The following is a 15,771-nucleotide window of genomic DNA, read 5'->3' as shown; positions in this document are numbered from 1 at the left end:
AGTTTACATAACTTACTTTTTTATAAAATCAAAAACCTAACTTGTTTCGAGTTAGGTTTTTTTTATGCCTTTAATTTTATAAACTATATATTTAAAGAATGAAATCACCTCGATTAGTCATAATAATGCTCTTAGCGTTATTATTATTGGTAACATGCACATCTGTGCCAAAATTTTCAAACGAAGTCTCTAGTGATATCAAATCTACTTATTATCAACATTGGAATAGTGGATTACAAAATGGTAAAAGTGGAACGGATTTATATATCCAATTAATTGAAAATTCAGTCATTTTAGATAGTGTGTTATTTAAAGGGCAAATATCAAAACTAAATCAGACCTCTTATGATAGTTTATTATATGTGGCTCATCTCGGTTTTAAACTTCAGAGCGATAAGGATTTAATTAAATCTTCTTTCGGAAAATTTCAAATTAATGAAGATGAATGTGTAATTAGTTACCATGTTGTGAGTAACAAAAAACGTCGATTTTCTAAAATTTCTAACCTTGAAGAACAGAAAAGTGTTAATTATCCGAGTTCTCCCGTTCAAAATTAACATTATTTACATGTATTCCTACAAATAAATACTGTTTGTCGTATTTATATTGCTTTTTATAGATTTGTTTGTATCTTGCACATCCAAATCTTTAAGCTATTGCAAAATGAAACAACTTAAGAAGGTATTATTTACCATATTGGTGTTCAGTGTTTTATCTACAACCTTTCAGTGTTCAAGTTCAAGGCTAAATACTAAGTCGCAACAAAAAAGCGTGTCATTTAAAGTAAAACCTATTTTTTACCAGGAATGGTACACACATATAGATGAAGAAAATACAGGTATTAATGTTTTTGTTCCAATAGAAAATAAGCCAGAAAATGTAATTATAGACAGTATTTACTTTAATAATTTAAAAGGACAACTCGTCAGAAATTATGGCAGATATACTGCTGTTTTAAAAGATAATTCGCCTGACCATACATTTAATAATCAGGAGAATTCTAATGAATATCCATTTACTTTATCAGAAAACGAATGTGCAATTAGATATATCGAAAATGATAAAATTAAATATCTAAAGGTAGCTAATGTATTAGAAAAGGAACGAGTTCAATATGAAGACGGTCCTCCTTTAGCGTATCAAAGGCGACGCGAAGCTATGATTGTTTCTGGTCACGACACAGATATAAAACCTACACCATCTTTTCAGGCATCTACTACTTTCAAAGTTAAAACAATATCATTTCAAGAATGGTATGCTGGCATAAAGGTAGGAGGCACAGGAATGAATGTTTTTGTGCCAATTGTAAATAAACAAGAGCATATAAAAATTGACAGTGTTTATTTTAGAAATCTTAAAGCAAAACTTGTTGAAAATTATGGAAGATACACAGCAGTTTTAAAAAACAAATCGCCTTATTATACCTTTAAGAAAGCAGAGAAGGATAAAGATTTTCCATTTACTTTAGAAGACAATGAATGTGCTATTAGTTATGTTGAAAATGGTATAGTGAAATATGTAAAGGTGTCTGATTTAGATGAAAAAAGAGGTGTTTATTACGAAAACGGACCTCCTGAAATCTATAAAAGAGAAGCACGAGCAGCGACAGAAGACATGATTACTATAAAAAATGTTAATGAATTAGAAAACATTTTCAATGAATTAGCAATAACTGAGGTAGCTTTAAGTTATACCAACAATACTATAATTACTTACAATAAAAAGGAGCTCAAACGTTTTAATGAGCCCATAACATCAATTAGAAATAGTAATTATATAGCCGGTTTTAATTTAGAATAGTACCTCAGGTAGTTTCATAACTTCAATTAACTGTACTTTTAAGATAATTTCAATACTTTTGATGCAATTCAAGAGCAATACGTTGAGCGGACTCAAATCACTTTTTAAACAAACATTTATTTACGGTTTAGCGACCGTTTTACCTCGAATGTTAGGTTTTATTTTGGTACCACTTTATACCAATCCAGAGGTGTTGTCTGTTGAAGAATATGGTCGTGTATCTTTCATTTTTGCCTACTTTGTATTGTTTAATGTGGTGTTAGCTTACGGAATGGAAACCGCATTCTTTAGGTTTTTTAACAAAGAGGATGACAAAGAAAAGGTAATAAGCACCTCTGCAATATCATTGATTATTAGCTCTTTTTCCTTAATAGGCATTGCTTTTCTATTAAGACACCAAATTTCTTCATTCATAAATATAGAGCTTAAATATCTCAATTTAGTCTTTGTTATTTTGCTCTTAGATGCTTTGGTTATTATTCCATTTTCCTGGTTAAGAGCTACAGCAAGACCAATGCGTTATGCCGTAATTAAAATATTTAATGTTGCTGTAAATTTAGGTTTGAATATTTTCTTGTTATTGTATTTACAAGGTTTAGCTAAAGGCAATTCATTTTTCAATAGTATTTATATTCCCGAGTTTCAAATTAGTTACATTTTCATTTCTAATGTAATAGCTAGTGGATTAACCTTATTAGTTTTATTGCCTTTCTACACCAAAATAAAATTCTCATTTGATACTGAACTTTGGAAAAAAATGATGCGTTATGCACTGCCAGTACTAATTGCAGGTATTGCATATTCCGTCAATGAAACCTTTGATCGTATTTTATTAGAGTATCTATTACCAGATGACATTGCAGACCAACAAATTGGGATGTATTCAGCCTGTTATAAGCTCGCTTTGTTCATGACTTTGTTTGCAACAGCTTTTCGTTTAGGTATAGAACCCTATTTTTTTAGCCATTCTAATACTAAAAACCCGCAAAAAAATTATGCTAAGATCTTAGAATATTTTGTAGCCTTTGGTTCTGTAATTCTTTTAGTAGTTGTTGTATTTGCGGATCTTTTAAAGCCATACATTATTCTAAGCGAAGCTTATTACGAAGCCATGTGGATTGTACCTTTTATTCTGTTGGCTAACTTTTGTTTAGGTATTTATCACAATCTATCGGTTTGGTATAAAATTACAGATCGCACTAAGTTTGGTGCTTATATTTCAATCTTAGGAGCCTTAGTAACCTTAGTATTAAATTTTATTTTAATTCCTAGAATTGGATTTAAAGGTTCTGCCATTGCAACTGTTTCTGCGTATGCTGTTATGATGTTATTATCATTTTATTTTGGACGAAAATATTATCCAATCCCATATAATCTCAAGAAAATAAGTTTATACCTCGTAATATCTATCGTATTCTCATTTACGTTTTTTTATAACTATCGCGAAAATTATTTGGTAGGAATTGCAATGTTAATTGTATTTTTGGGCTTAGTTATTATGCTTGAAAAGAAAGAGTTAAAACAAGTATTGAACAGACAAAAGTGAACATGAAAATTAAAATAATAAACAAATCTATACACGATTTACCACATTACGAAACTATCGCTTCTGCAGGTATGGATTTACGTGCAAGTATTACCGAAGCTAGAATATTAAAACCTTTAGAGCGTACTATCGTTGGTACAGGTTTATTCATAGAATTGCCAGTTGGTATTGAAGCACAAGTAAGACCAAGAAGTGGACTTGCAGCGAAAAAAGGCATTACAGTTTTAAATGCACCAGGAACGATTGATGCAGATTATAGAGGCGAAATCGGAGTGATATTAGTCAATCTTTCTAATGACGATTTTTTAATTCAAAATGGTGAGCGTATAGCACAATTAGTCATAGCAAAATATGAACGTGCAGAATGGGAACAGGTAGAAATACTTTCTAATACAGATCGCGGAGAAGGCGGTTTTGGGAGTACAGGTACCAAATAATTAAGTCGTACTCAGACAAGAGTCTCAGAATAAAAATGAAGCCTAATTGTTATGATTTAAGAACTAATTAGAATTTAAATAATAATAAAATTAGTAATAATAGAGTTTCCTACTTTAATAGGAAAATAGTTTAATTTAAAAGATACCTGCTTACGCAGGCATAGTTATGAAAATAATAGTACCAATGGCAGGCAGAGGATCTCGCCTAAGACCACATAGTTTAACAGTACCTAAACCATTAATACCAGTTGCAGGTCAACCCATAGTGCATCGTTTAGTAAAAGATATTGCTAAAGTTTTAAAGCAACCTATTGAAGAAATTGCATTTGTTTTGGGCGATCCAGCTTTTTTTGGAGATGACGTTGTCAGCAGCTTACAAGAATTAGCAGAAGGTTTAGGTGCAAAAGCTTCCATCTATAGACAAGACCAACCTTTGGGTACAGGTCATGCTATTATGAGTGCAAAGCCATCGCTCTCTGGACCAGCAGTAATCGCCTATGCAGATACGTTAATTAGAGCTGAATTTGATTTAGATCCTTCAGCAGATAGTGTGATTTGGACCAAATGTGTTGCCAACCCAGAAGCTTATGGCGTTGTAAAATTAAATGACGATCAAAATATTGTAGAGCTTGTAGAAAAGCCAGAATCTTTTGTTAGTGATCAAGCCGTTATAGGCATCTATTACTTTAAAGATGTCGCTGTCTTAAAAGAAAAATTACAAGAAATTTTAGATGAAAACATCATGAATGGTGGCGAATACCAAATCAATGATGGTATTAAACGTATGATGGCAGATGGTAGAGTTTTTAAAACTGGAACCGTTGACGAATGGATGGATTGTGGAAACAAAGCCGTTACCTTAGAAACTAACGCCAAAATGTTAGGCTTTTTAACAGCAGACAACGAAGAACAATTAATTGATGATTCTGTCGTTTTAGAAAACTCAAAAGTAATTGAACCTTGTTATATTGGTAAAGGAACAGTGTTAAAGAATACAACGGTAGGACCTCATGTTTCAATAGGTAAAGATTGTGTTATTGAGAATTCAACCGTTAAAAATAGCTTAATACAAAACCAGAGTACTATCAAAAACGCTAATTTAGATGAAGCAATGATTGGTAATCATGTTAAGTACAATGGTGAGTTTACTAAGATTAGTATAGGAGATTACACAATTATGGAGTAACAAATTTTTGCGAAAGCAGAAATCTCTTTTTTTGGTTGAGTTATCTTTGGAACAACTTTTGAAAGACACCTTATAACTATGATTAAGCAATGATGTATATCGTTTTGTACACTATTAGAATTAAACCCAACCAAGAAGAAAAATTCATTGAAGCTTGGACAGGTTTAACAAAATTGATTTACAAACATGAAGGAAGTTTAGGCTCTCGATTACATAAAAAAGATAACCTAAACTTCTTTGCATATGCACAATGGCCAAATAAATCTACATTTGATAATGCTGGAGGAAATTTACCAGAAGAAGCCAATCATTTTAGAAAAAAAATGAAAGCATCTTGTGAAACGTTTGAAGTCTTAGAAAAATTTGAAATGGTTGAAGACTTGCTAAAACAACAACAAAGTGAATAAGCAATTTATTTTGATATTGGTTTTTATTTTCGGAATGTTAAGCGTTCCGCAGGCAAGCTATGCTCAAGTGGATTTTAATAAAAGACCAGATGATGATCTAGGAAATTATGAAGACGAATTTCAAGAACATTTCTTTGAAGCTTTGAAACAAAAAGGGATTGAAAATTATGATAAAGCAGTAGATGCGCTTCATAAATGTTTAAATCTCGATAGTAAAAAACCAGTTATTTATTTTGAACTTGGTAAAAACTACAACAAACTTAAAAATTTTGGAGCAGCAGAAGATAATCTAAAAAAGGCTATAGAAATGCAGCCAGACAATGTTTGGTTTCTAGATGAGCTTTACGATGTATATTTTCAGCAAGAGGATGTGAAAAATGCTTTAAAAACAATAAAGCAACTCGTAAAATATCATCCAGATTATAAAGAAGATTTAGCATCGCTATATGTTAGAGAAGAGAAATACAAGCAAGCATTAGATATTTTAGATGAGTTAGATGCAGAATTTGGTTTGAGTGAATCTAGAGATGCAATGAGAAATCATATCTACAGCATCACAGGTAATGCAGATGATAGAATTGAAAACTTAGAACAGCGTATAGCCAACAACCCTAACAATGAAGACAACCACTTAAAACTTATTTATAGATATAGCCAGACAGGCGATCGTAAAAATGCTTATAAAGCCGCTCAAAACTTGTTAAAAACAAAACCAGATTCAAAATTTGTGCATTTGGCATTGTATAAGTTCTATCTTCAAGATGGCAAAGTAGAGGACGCAATTGGCTCTGTAAAAACGGTTTTAACAAGTCCTGAGATTAATGCAGACGCTAAAGCCAAAGTGCTTAAGGATTTTGTATCGTTTGTTGGTAGAAATCCTGAATACGAATCTGATTTAATAGACGTGACCTCATTAATAGATGAAAATAAAGATGCGCAAACACATAGTGATTTAGGGTATTATTATTTAAAAGCTGGTGATAAGTTAAAAGCACTCTCTAATTTTAAAGAAGCCTTAAAACAGACGCCAGACGACTTTAAACTAATAAAAGACGCCTTACTACTTCAGTTAGATATTGAAGACTATAAAGCCGTTGCAAATGATGGAGAAGCAGCCTTAGAATTATATCCGGCACAACCTATTTTATATTTGGTGGTTGGCGTGGCACAAAACAAACTTGGCACACCTAAAAAAGCAATTGAAAACTTAGAAATGGGATTAGATTTTTTAATTGATAACCCAAATATGGAAGCCGATTTTTATTCAGAATTAAGTATTGCTTATAAAACGTTAAATAATATTAGTAAATCAGATACGTTTGCTAAAAAAGCAAAAGCCCTAAAATTGCAACAATAAAAATATACATGAAATTTTCTCAGTTCGTTACAAACATAAAATTTACAATTAGTGCTTTATTTATAGTGGTAGCATTCAGTTGTAACTCGGCAAAAAATGTCATTGCTTCAGGTGAGGCTAGTGATAAGCTCTCTGTAAAGCAAGTGATAAAACAGCACGAAAAAAATAGTACAACGTATAAAACCTTAAAAGCAAGAGTTAAAATAGATATAACTCAGAATGATAAAACTCAAGGTGCAGGTTTTACTCTGCGTATGGAGAAAGATAGGGTAATTTGGTTAAGTGAGTCTCTTTTTGGAGTGGCTCGTATGATGATTACACCTGATAAAGTGAAGTTTTATAATAAGATAGATAATGAGTATTTTGATGGCGATTACAAACTATTAAGTGATGTTGTTGGTATTGAATTAGATTTTATGAAAGTGCAGAATATCTTATTAGGTCAGGCGATTTATGACCTAAAAGCAGAACCACATCAGGTTGCTGTAAATGGTAATTCTTATGCAGTGAGTCCTAAAGATCAAAGTGCACTTATGGAATTATTCTATTTAATAAATCCTTCGCATTTTAAGATGGACAGTTTGCAATTGCAACAACAATTAAAAAGACGAATGCTTCAAGTGGATTACGCTTCATATCAAGAAGTGGATGAAGAAATCATTCCTAAAAACATTAGAATTGTTGCCGTTGATGATAGTGATGAGGTGGCAGTTGCTATGGAGTTTAAATCCGTATCTTTGAATGATGAAGTGCGTTTTCCTTTTAAAATTCCTTCTGGTTATAAAGAAATAGTTATAAAATAATGGTTTGTCATCGGGACAGATAGAAGCATGAACAACGAGAAATCTCATATTAATATTTCAATGAAAAAACTAACATATATTGTATTTCTGTTAGGTTTTATATTCTCAACAACGACAGTTTTTGCGCAAAGTAATAAGCAAAAAGAATTAGAGGCACAACGTCAGCAAAAGTTAAAAGAAATTAAGCTGATAAATGCGTTATTATACACTAAAAAGAAAGAGCAGAAATCTGCAATTACACTCATTGAAGACATTAATTATAAGGTGAGCGTTCGTAAAAATTTAATTAGAATAACTAACGAGCAAGCTAATTTACTGACTAGGGAAATTAATAGCAATCAAAATGAAATTTCAAGCTTAAAAACGCAGCTAAAAGAGCTTAAAGATGATTATGCTGCCATGGTAGTAAAATCTTATAAAAGTAAGTCAGAGCAAAGTAAAGTGATGTTCTTATTATCGTCTAGCAACTTTCAGCAAGCGTATAAGCGTCTACAATACATAAAACAGTATTCTAATTACCAAAAGGAACAAGGTGTTGCTATAAAAGCTAAAACTAAAGAGTTAGAGACTTTAAATGTAGAATTAAATAAGCAAAAGAAAGACAAGGAAAAACTAATTGAAGAAAACCGTATTGCTAAACGCGAATTAGAAGGTGAGTTAAAACAACGTGAAGTTTTAATGGCTTCAATTAAATCTGAAATGGGAAAATTCACAGCTCAGATTAAAAAGAAAAAGCAGGAAACCGCACGTTTAGATAAAGAAATTAATCGAATAATTAGAGAAACTATTGCTGCAGCTAATAAGAAATCTGGTAGCACGTCTTCTAAAGGGAAATTTGTAGAGACACCAGAAGCTAAAAAACTGTCAGCGAACTTTGAATCTAACCGAGGAAAGTTAGGTTGGCCTGTTTCTAGAGGTGTTATTAAAGGGAAATTTGGAAAAAGGCGTTCGTTAACAGATAACTCAATTACTCAAAATTATAAGAGTATCTATATTGCCACAGACGCAAATTCAGATGTTAAAGCGGTATTTAATGGTGTCGTTTCTAAAATTCATGTTATGAAACGTGGTAATCCTACCATTTTAGTAAGACATGGAAAATATTTTAGTGTGTATATGAACCTTTCTGAGGTTAATGTAAAGACTGGTGATAAAATCACAACGGGTCAGGTTATTGGTAAGGTGTTCTCTAACAAATCTTCAGGTGAATCATTATTAGGTTTTCGAATATATAAAAATGACCTTGTACTTAATCCAGAACCTTGGTTAGCTAAGTATTAATCAAAAAGGGCTTTAAGCTCAGTAGCGTCTTCTGGCTTTATTTTTCCTGCTAATAATAGGCTCAATTGTTTACGACGCAAAGCGGCATCATAACGTAGTTTTTCTAATTCGGTTTCAGGTACCAATTCAGGTACTTTTACAGGTCTTCCGGTTTCATCTACGGCAACAAACGTATAAATGGCTTCGTTAGCTTTAACACATTCACCAGACTCTCTGTCTTCTATCCAAACGTCCATATAAACTTCCATTGAAGATGAGAATGCTCTAGAAACTTTTGCTTCAATCATTACAACGCTACCTAAGGGCACTGATCTATTAAATGCGACATGATTTACAGAAGCCGTAACAACGATACGTCTAGAGTGTCTCCTAGCAGATATACTAGCAGCTCTGTCCATACGAGCTAATAATTCTCCACCAAATAAATTATTGATAGGATTGGTTTCACTTGGTAACACTAAATCAGTTACAATAGTTTTAGATTGAGACGCAGTTCTAGATTGCATAAGGATATTAAGAATTTGTGCAAAGATAGAGTGATTCTTGCAGGTAGATGTAAGATTAACATTAAATAATGAAAAGCGAGAAGATTTACTTTAAGGTCTTGATTAATAACCAAGCATCGCGATTATGCGCTTTACGAATTTTATATAATTCGCGTTGTGCTTCATCTCTAGAAATATAGCTAGCATAAACAACTTCATGTAAACCATAGCGATTAGTGCCAATTTTACGAGCTTTATAACCTTTTGCTCTAAGTTGATCTACCTTTTTATCAGAATTAGCTTCAACTCTAAACGCACCAGCAACAATGTGGTAATTGCCACTTTGTTTTTCTAAAGAAAGTGTGGCAGCAGGTAAAGGATTACTAATTACAAACGTAGCTTCTTGTACTTTGGCATCGAGTTGCTCATTAGCTTGCTCTTGTGCTAATTGATTGTGATTCTCTATAGAGTTATTGTTATGGTAAGTAACAGCGCTAAAACCGCCAAGTCCTAACAATAGAACAGCAGCTGCAGCATACTTCATCCAGTTACGATTAGATCGCTTTTCTGGGTTTAAAACAATAGGAGAATTAACTTCTATGTCCTCAACATTTGCTAAGTAAATTTCACGATCTACATCAGTAGATGTAAAGTGAGATAGCCCAAATGAATCTGTTAAGTAGTTAATTTGGTGTGATGGATCAAATTCAATTTTCCCATCCGCATTCATTACCAAATCACCAATGTTTTTAAGCTGAACGGTTTCACCTTCAACTAAAAATGCTTTAATAGATTTTATTTGATTAGAGATTTTATTTAAAGCTTTTAAATATGGTATTTTTTCAACCTCAGCAATATAATTAGCTAACAAACCATCATTTTGTTGCAACTGCTCGTTAAAAGATAATGCCTTTTTTGGAGGGTAAAACGAATTAGTAGTTTCGTGTAATTTCGCTGATTCACGTTGCGTTAAAAATGCCCCAAACTCAGGAACAGTAACACAATCGTAACGGTATAAAAGGTCGCTAATGTAAGTCTCTAATTGCATATTAACGCAAAGTTAAAAATATTTGTTTCTGAACGAAATTTAGTTTGACTTAGTTATTAACATCGAAATTAAAAATTATCTATGTGCTTGATTTGCTATGGCTTCTTGACAAAATATTTACTAAAAGTGATGTATATTTTTAAAGATTAGCTTGTGGATCATAATTGCTATAATCTGGAGTTTTTGGCAATAGGCGTGTAAGTGCTGCACGTCTATAAGTTATATTAAAGTCTCTAAAAAAACTCTTTTTTAAGTTTTCAGAAGAAAATGCAATAAAACCGTCTCTCATCACTTCAATTTTCGCCATGTCAACTTTTAATCCAGCAGGATGTTTGCTCAATTTTGCAGTATAATTAAAAGGTTTTAATCTTGGTGATGTATCATTATTGGTAAATGAAAACTCACTTAAATCTATCATTGTTATAGTTGGTTTTATAGCAATAGAGTCCTCAATACCATTTAATTTTGACTTTTGCGCTGTAGCGATAATAGATGACATTACAAGTAGGATAAATATTGAGCCGGTTTTCATAAATTATTATTGATGATATAAAAATAAGAAAAACCTTCTTTTATCTTGTGAAGTATTTTGTTAAATTGGTGGCTGAAGAATTCTAATTAATGACAGACCAGCAACTTATTTATGCTTTAGCCTTGCAACACGTTCCAAAAATTGGCGCGACAACAGCTAAAAAATTAATAAACCATTGTGGTTCTGCAGAAGCCGTTTTAAATGAAAAGAAATCCAAACTTTTAAAAATAGATGGTATTGGTACTATAACTATTCAAGGCCTTTTTGATAGAATTCATCTCGACGAAGCAGAGCGAGAATTAAAGTTTATTAAAGACAATAACATACGTCCACATTACTTCACAGAAGACACCTATCCTGAACGCTTAAAACATTGTATTGATGGACCATTAGTATTATTTCAATCGGGTAATATTAATATTAAGCAACAAAGAATTATAAGTATTGTTGGCGCTAGAAAAATTACAACAAGTGGTATTGCTTTTTGCGAAAAATTGGTAGAAACGTTATCACAATTTAACCCAATAATAGTTTCAGGTTTTGCTTACGGTACAGATATTACAGCACAAAAAGCTGCAGTAAAACATAATTTGCAAACCATAGGTTGTTTGGCTCATGGCTTAAACCAAATATATCCTAAAGTACATAAAAAGTATGTAGCAGATATTGAAAATCACGGTGGTTTTTATTCTGACTTTTGGAGTACAGATAATTTTGATCGCAATAATTTTTTAAAACGAAATAGAATTATTGCAGGATTAAGTGAGGCTACAATCGTTATTGAATCTGCTGAAAAAGGTGGTAGTTTGGTCACTGCAGATATTGCCAATTCTTATAATAGAGAAGTATTTGCTGTACCGGGAAGAACGACAGACAGTCAAAGTATAGGTTGTAATAACTTAATTAAATTTCAGAAGGCACATTTATTATCTAATCCTTTAGATGTGCCTTATATGTTAAATTGGCAATTAGAATCAAATAAAAAACCTATAGTTCAGCAACAGTTATTTGTAGAATTAGAGCCAGATGAAAAAATTATTTATAATTTTCTGAAAGATAACAATAAGGAGTTACTAGATGTTATTGCTCTAAGATGTGAAATGCCAACCTACAAAATAGCTGGAATATTGTTGAATATGGAATTGAAAGGCGTGGTTAGGCCTTTACCAGGTAAGTTGTTTGAGGTTATTTAGAAGAATTTTTATTGTAATCTTTAATTATCTTAAAAACAATAAAAATTAATACGCAAATAGTTAAAATTTTAAACCACAAAGGCCAATTCTCACTAAAAGCTTTATAGAGAATTATAACGAAAAATAAGATAGTTAGTATGTGTTGTTTGAACAGCTTCATTTGTTTAATAACCAACCTTACCTCTAACACGCTTCAAAACACCATCAGCAACTAATTTAGCTTTTGCGGCACCTTTAGCCAAAGCAGCATCAACTTCTTCTAAATTATCCATGTAATATGTGTAGCGCTCTCTTATTTTAGAAAAACGCTCTAAAATTAATTCGTATAAGGCTTGTTTGGCATGACCATAACCATAATTTCCACCTTCATAATTGGTTTTCATTTCACTGATTTGGTCGTCTGAAGCCAATAAACTGAATATTGCAAAACAGTTACATGTTTTCCAGTCCTTAGGATCCTCTAGGGCTGTGCTGTCCGTTTCAATAGACATTATTTTTTTACGTAATTGCTTTTCGGGTAAAAAGATATTGATAAAATTACCTCTACTTTTACTCATCTTTTCGCCATCTGTACCAGGAACAAGCATTCCATTTTCTTGAATTTTTCCTTTTGGTAAAACAAATGCTTCACCCATTTTAGCATGAAAACGTGAGGCAACATCACGTGTCATTTCAATATGTTGCAATTGGTCTTTTCCAACAGGAATAACCTCAGCATCATACAATAATATATCGGCAGCCATGAGCATTGGATAAGTAAATAAACCAGAGTTAACATCTTCTAAACGATCTGCTTTATCTTTAAACCCATGAGCTAATGTTAAACGTTGGTACGGAAAAAAACAGCTTAAATACCAAGATAATTCAGTTACTTGAGGAATATCACTTTGTCTGTAAAACACGGTTTTTTCAATATCTAGACCACAAGCTAACCAGGTTGCCGCTACAGAATAGGTATGATTTCTTAATTCCTCAGCATTCTTTATTTGAGTTAAGGTATGAAGATTTGCAATAAATAAAAACGAATCGTTATTAGAATCGTTAGCCATTTCTATTGCTGGTAATATTGCTCCTATTATGTTTCCTAAATGTGGTGTTCCTGTACTTTGTACGCCTGTTAATATTCTTGCCATGTTCACGTCCCACTAATGCAGGAATCTCTTTAATTATTAAACGAAAAAAGCAAAGGTAAATTTTTTAAAAGAACTATAGGAATACATTTAACTTTAAAGGAACATTTTTTCAGCAAAAATCAAAAGTATAAACGAGTTCTTATTTTAAATAGTTAGTTTTGGAGCTATGGCAATTTTTAAATATCCATTTTGGGTTTTATATCGTGTATGGTTTTACATATTAGTGGCTATACCGATTATTGTGATGTTTCCTATTTTAATTATTTCAATATCAAGAGAGCAATGGTATCCATTGTTTTTTAAATTGGCTCGTATTTGGTCAAAGTTTATATTAATAGGAATGGGCTTTGGGTACAAAATAAAACGAGAAGAAATCCCTGTGCCAAACAAGAGTTATATGTTTGTTGCCAACCACACTTCTATGGCAGATATAATGCTAATGTTAGTAGCTGTAAAAAACCCGTTTGTATTTGTAGGAAAACAAGAATTAGCTAAAATTCCGTTATTTGGTTTCTTTTACAAGCGTACCTGTATTTTAGTAGATCGATCTAGTGCTAAGAGTAGACAAGCCGTATTTCTAAGAGCGCAACGTCGTTTAAAGCAAGGTGTTAGTATTTGTATTTTCCCCGAAGGAGGTGTGCCAGAAGAACATGTGTTATTAGATGTATTTAAAGATGGTGCTTTTAGACTGGCAATTAACCATCAAATACCAATTGTTCCGATTACATTTTACGATAATAAAAAACGGTTTTCATATACCTTTTTAAGTGGAAGCCCAGGTAAAATGCGCGCTAAGATTCATAAATTTATTCCAACAACAGGTTTGACTATAACAGATACTAAGCAACTCAACGAAAAAACAAGAAATTTAATTTGGGACGAGCTAAGTTTAAGCACAAAAAAAAGCTACCCTAACCAAGAGTAGCTTTTGTAAGCATTGCATTCATCATAGCTTTTTTTATCTACCAAAAAGGTAGTTTTGCAATAACCTAAAATTTAAAACTTAAGCCTGTGTACACACCAATAAAGAAGGGTTTAAAGTCGCCAGTTGTATTATTAAATGTGTTAATTTGATATTTAAACGTTGGTTCTAAGTTTAGACTCCATTGCTTAGAAAGATTGTAGTCCATGCCTAAACCAAAATTGGCACTAAAACTAGTATCATTTATGTTATTTGCTTCACCGATTAATGTTGAGGTTCCATTAACATCTGCATAAATCTCATTATTATTTAAAATAAAAGTACTAAATCCGCCAATTAAATTAATACCAAATTTTCTGTCCAATAAATTGTATTCTAATTCAATGGGTACTTCTATAAATCCAAACTTCTGATCAATTTTTCCAGCTGTTTTAGTATTAAAAATTTCTGGTACAGAAGATCTATTCATCATCATAGAACTCATTATTGAAACGTGGTCTTGGTTACCATTAAAAGCGATGTTGCTGAATTCTGCTTCTACACCTCTTGCTGCAGTTTCTGCTCCAGTAAAAGCATAAACATCAGAAGTAGACTGATTTAAGTTAACTCTGTTAATACCAGCTCTAATTTTTAATTTTTTAGAAATAGCATAACTACCTGCAATACCATAACTCATATTAATATCGCCTCCTTTGTTATTATCATTAAATTGCTCATCTAATGAAGAACCATTGCCTAACGAATTAAAGTAAACAGGCGCAACATTTGGTGCAACGCTCCACCTGCTTGGTTCATTTTCTTTTTCTTCTTCATCAATACTTTCTTTATTTTCTGCAATAGCATCTTCAATAGATTCCTTTTCAGCTTCCTTTACTAATGTGTTCTCAGAGTCATTATTCTCAGTTTTTGTAGTAGTATTTATAGAAGATTCGGAATTTACTTTTTCTGAAGGATTATCTTCGTAAACAACTTTTTCAGAATTAGAAATTGCCTTTTTGATGGCAGATTTTCTTTCAGTTTCAGATTTTAGTTGTGCCTTATTCTCTGTCTTTATTATTGTGTTTGGAGTCTTCTGGGTAGCAACCTTGTCGGTGTTATCTTTGGCAGTTGTTATTGGTAATTTATTACGCTTTTGAGACGTGGAAGATGATTTTTTAGTCTTGGAATTATTAGCTACACCTTCCATTTGTGAATTCGAATATTCTGGAATTGTGCTTATCTTTTGTTTTTGAGACTCTTTTTGAGTATTAATAACGTCTTTTGAATTTGATAACTCTTCTAAATCAGATTTTGAGTTGGCAATAGACGAGTTATTTTCGTCATTTACTTTTAATTCATCCTGTTTGGACTTTGTAGAATTATTAATATTAGATTTTGTTTCCTTTTGGTCCGTATTAACAACAGGTAATTCATCTGAGTTATTACTATCAGAATTATAAACAGAAATACCAATAGTAAATAACAGAGCGATAGCAGCTGCTATACCACCAACTTGCCACCATAGTGCAATAACTCTTCTTTTCTTCTTTTTCTTTGGCAGGCTTTCATTTATACGATTCCATACGGCATCGTCAGGTGTTATTTCAAAGTCTTTAAACTTTTCCTGAAAAAGTCTGTCTATGTTCTTATTCTCTTTCATTT

16 protein-coding genes are annotated in these 15,771 nt (G+C 32.1%); 11 read left to right on the top strand and 5 right to left on the bottom strand.

The window, feature by feature from the left end:
• Window positions 1–98: 98 nt before the first annotated feature.
• From Q0891_RS00605 to Q0891_RS00565, 9 genes are all read left to right on the top strand, one after another.
• Window positions 99–557 carry a hypothetical protein gene (locus Q0891_RS00605; protein WP_299098106.1) on the top strand — a complete coding sequence of 153 codons (459 nt, stop codon included), beginning with the start codon at window positions 99–101 and terminating at the stop codon, window positions 555–557.
• 106 nt (window positions 558–663) lie between these two features.
• A complete protein-coding gene (locus Q0891_RS00600; protein ID WP_299098105.1) occupies window positions 664–1,800 on the top strand; it encodes a hypothetical protein in 1,137 nt (378 codons plus the stop codon).
• A gap of 82 nt (window positions 1,801–1,882) precedes the next feature.
• The gene (locus tag Q0891_RS00595) at window positions 1,883–3,346 is read left to right on the top strand and encodes an oligosaccharide flippase family protein (RefSeq protein WP_299098103.1); all 1,464 of its coding nucleotides are present in this window, start codon (window positions 1,883–1,885) and stop codon (window positions 3,344–3,346) included.
• Between the two features lie 2 nt (window positions 3,347–3,348).
• Window positions 3,349–3,783 (top strand): dUTP diphosphatase, encoded by a 435-nt coding sequence (gene dut, locus Q0891_RS00590; RefSeq protein WP_299098101.1) that lies wholly within the window; start codon window positions 3,349–3,351, stop codon window positions 3,781–3,783.
• Between the two features lie 166 nt (window positions 3,784–3,949).
• A complete protein-coding gene (locus Q0891_RS00585; RefSeq protein WP_299098099.1) occupies window positions 3,950–4,969 on the top strand; it encodes a sugar phosphate nucleotidyltransferase in 1,020 nt (339 codons plus the stop codon).
• 89 nt (window positions 4,970–5,058) lie between these two features.
• Entirely contained in the window at window positions 5,059–5,376 is a 318-nt protein-coding gene (locus tag Q0891_RS00580) for an antibiotic biosynthesis monooxygenase (protein ID WP_299098097.1), read from the top strand.
• On the top strand, window positions 5,369–6,733 hold the full coding sequence (locus tag Q0891_RS00575; RefSeq protein WP_299098095.1) for a tetratricopeptide repeat protein: 1,365 nt from the start codon (window positions 5,369–5,371) through the stop codon (window positions 6,731–6,733). The genes Q0891_RS00580 and Q0891_RS00575 overlap by 8 nt, the downstream gene beginning before the upstream one ends.
• An 8-nt stretch (window positions 6,734–6,741) precedes the next feature.
• Window positions 6,742–7,536: a DUF4292 domain-containing protein gene (locus Q0891_RS00570; protein ID WP_299098093.1), complete on the top strand. Its 795-nt coding sequence runs from the start codon at window positions 6,742–6,744 to the stop codon at window positions 7,534–7,536.
• 60 nt (window positions 7,537–7,596) lie between these two features.
• Window positions 7,597–8,817 (top strand): peptidoglycan DD-metalloendopeptidase family protein, encoded by a 1,221-nt coding sequence (locus tag Q0891_RS00565; protein WP_299098092.1) that lies wholly within the window; start codon window positions 7,597–7,599, stop codon window positions 8,815–8,817.
• On the opposite strand, the gene Q0891_RS00560 is transcribed toward Q0891_RS00565, so the two are convergent.
• The 3 genes from Q0891_RS00560 to Q0891_RS00550 form a co-directional block, all read right to left on the bottom strand.
• Window positions 8,814–9,323, bottom strand: a complete 510-nt coding sequence (locus Q0891_RS00560; RefSeq protein ID WP_299098091.1) for an acyl-CoA thioesterase — start codon at window positions 9,321–9,323, stop codon at window positions 8,814–8,816. The genes Q0891_RS00565 and Q0891_RS00560 overlap by 4 nt on opposite strands.
• Before the next feature lie 85 nt (window positions 9,324–9,408).
• Window positions 9,409–10,350: an SPOR domain-containing protein gene (locus Q0891_RS00555; protein WP_299098089.1), complete on the bottom strand. Its 942-nt coding sequence runs from the start codon at window positions 10,348–10,350 to the stop codon at window positions 9,409–9,411.
• A gap of 139 nt (window positions 10,351–10,489) precedes the next feature.
• Entirely contained in the window at window positions 10,490–10,849 is a 360-nt protein-coding gene (locus tag Q0891_RS00550) for a hypothetical protein (RefSeq protein WP_299098086.1), read from the bottom strand.
• Window positions 10,850–10,971: 122 nt separating this feature from the next.
• On the opposite strand from Q0891_RS00550, the gene dprA reads away from it, so the two are divergent.
• Entirely contained in the window at window positions 10,972–12,075 is a 1,104-nt protein-coding gene (dprA, locus tag Q0891_RS00545; protein ID WP_299098084.1) for a DNA-processing protein DprA, read from the top strand.
• Window positions 12,076–12,239: 164 nt separating this feature from the next.
• Here the strand turns inward: dprA and trpS are convergent, their stop codons facing one another.
• Window positions 12,240–13,208, bottom strand: a complete 969-nt coding sequence (trpS, locus tag Q0891_RS00540) for a tryptophan--tRNA ligase (protein ID WP_299098082.1) — start codon at window positions 13,206–13,208, stop codon at window positions 12,240–12,242.
• A gap of 166 nt (window positions 13,209–13,374) precedes the next feature.
• Between trpS and Q0891_RS00535 the strand changes: the two genes are divergently transcribed.
• Window positions 13,375–14,133 carry a 1-acyl-sn-glycerol-3-phosphate acyltransferase gene (locus Q0891_RS00535; RefSeq protein WP_299098080.1) on the top strand — a complete coding sequence of 253 codons (759 nt, stop codon included), beginning with the start codon at window positions 13,375–13,377 and terminating at the stop codon, window positions 14,131–14,133.
• Window positions 14,134–14,197: 64 nt separating this feature from the next.
• Here Q0891_RS00535 and Q0891_RS00530 read toward each other — a convergent pair whose 3' ends face one another.
• Window positions 14,198–15,769 (bottom strand): hypothetical protein, encoded by a 1,572-nt coding sequence (locus tag Q0891_RS00530; protein WP_299098078.1) that lies wholly within the window; start codon window positions 15,767–15,769, stop codon window positions 14,198–14,200.
• Between the last annotated feature and the right edge of the window lie 2 nt (window positions 15,770–15,771).

Origin of the sequence: uncultured Winogradskyella sp., assembly GCF_947498005.1 — a bacterium.
Classification (GTDB): Bacteria; Bacteroidota; Bacteroidia; order Flavobacteriales; family Flavobacteriaceae; genus Winogradskyella.
Note: the sequence above shows the minus strand (reverse complement) of the source record. Positions and strands in the feature narration are given on the sequence as shown.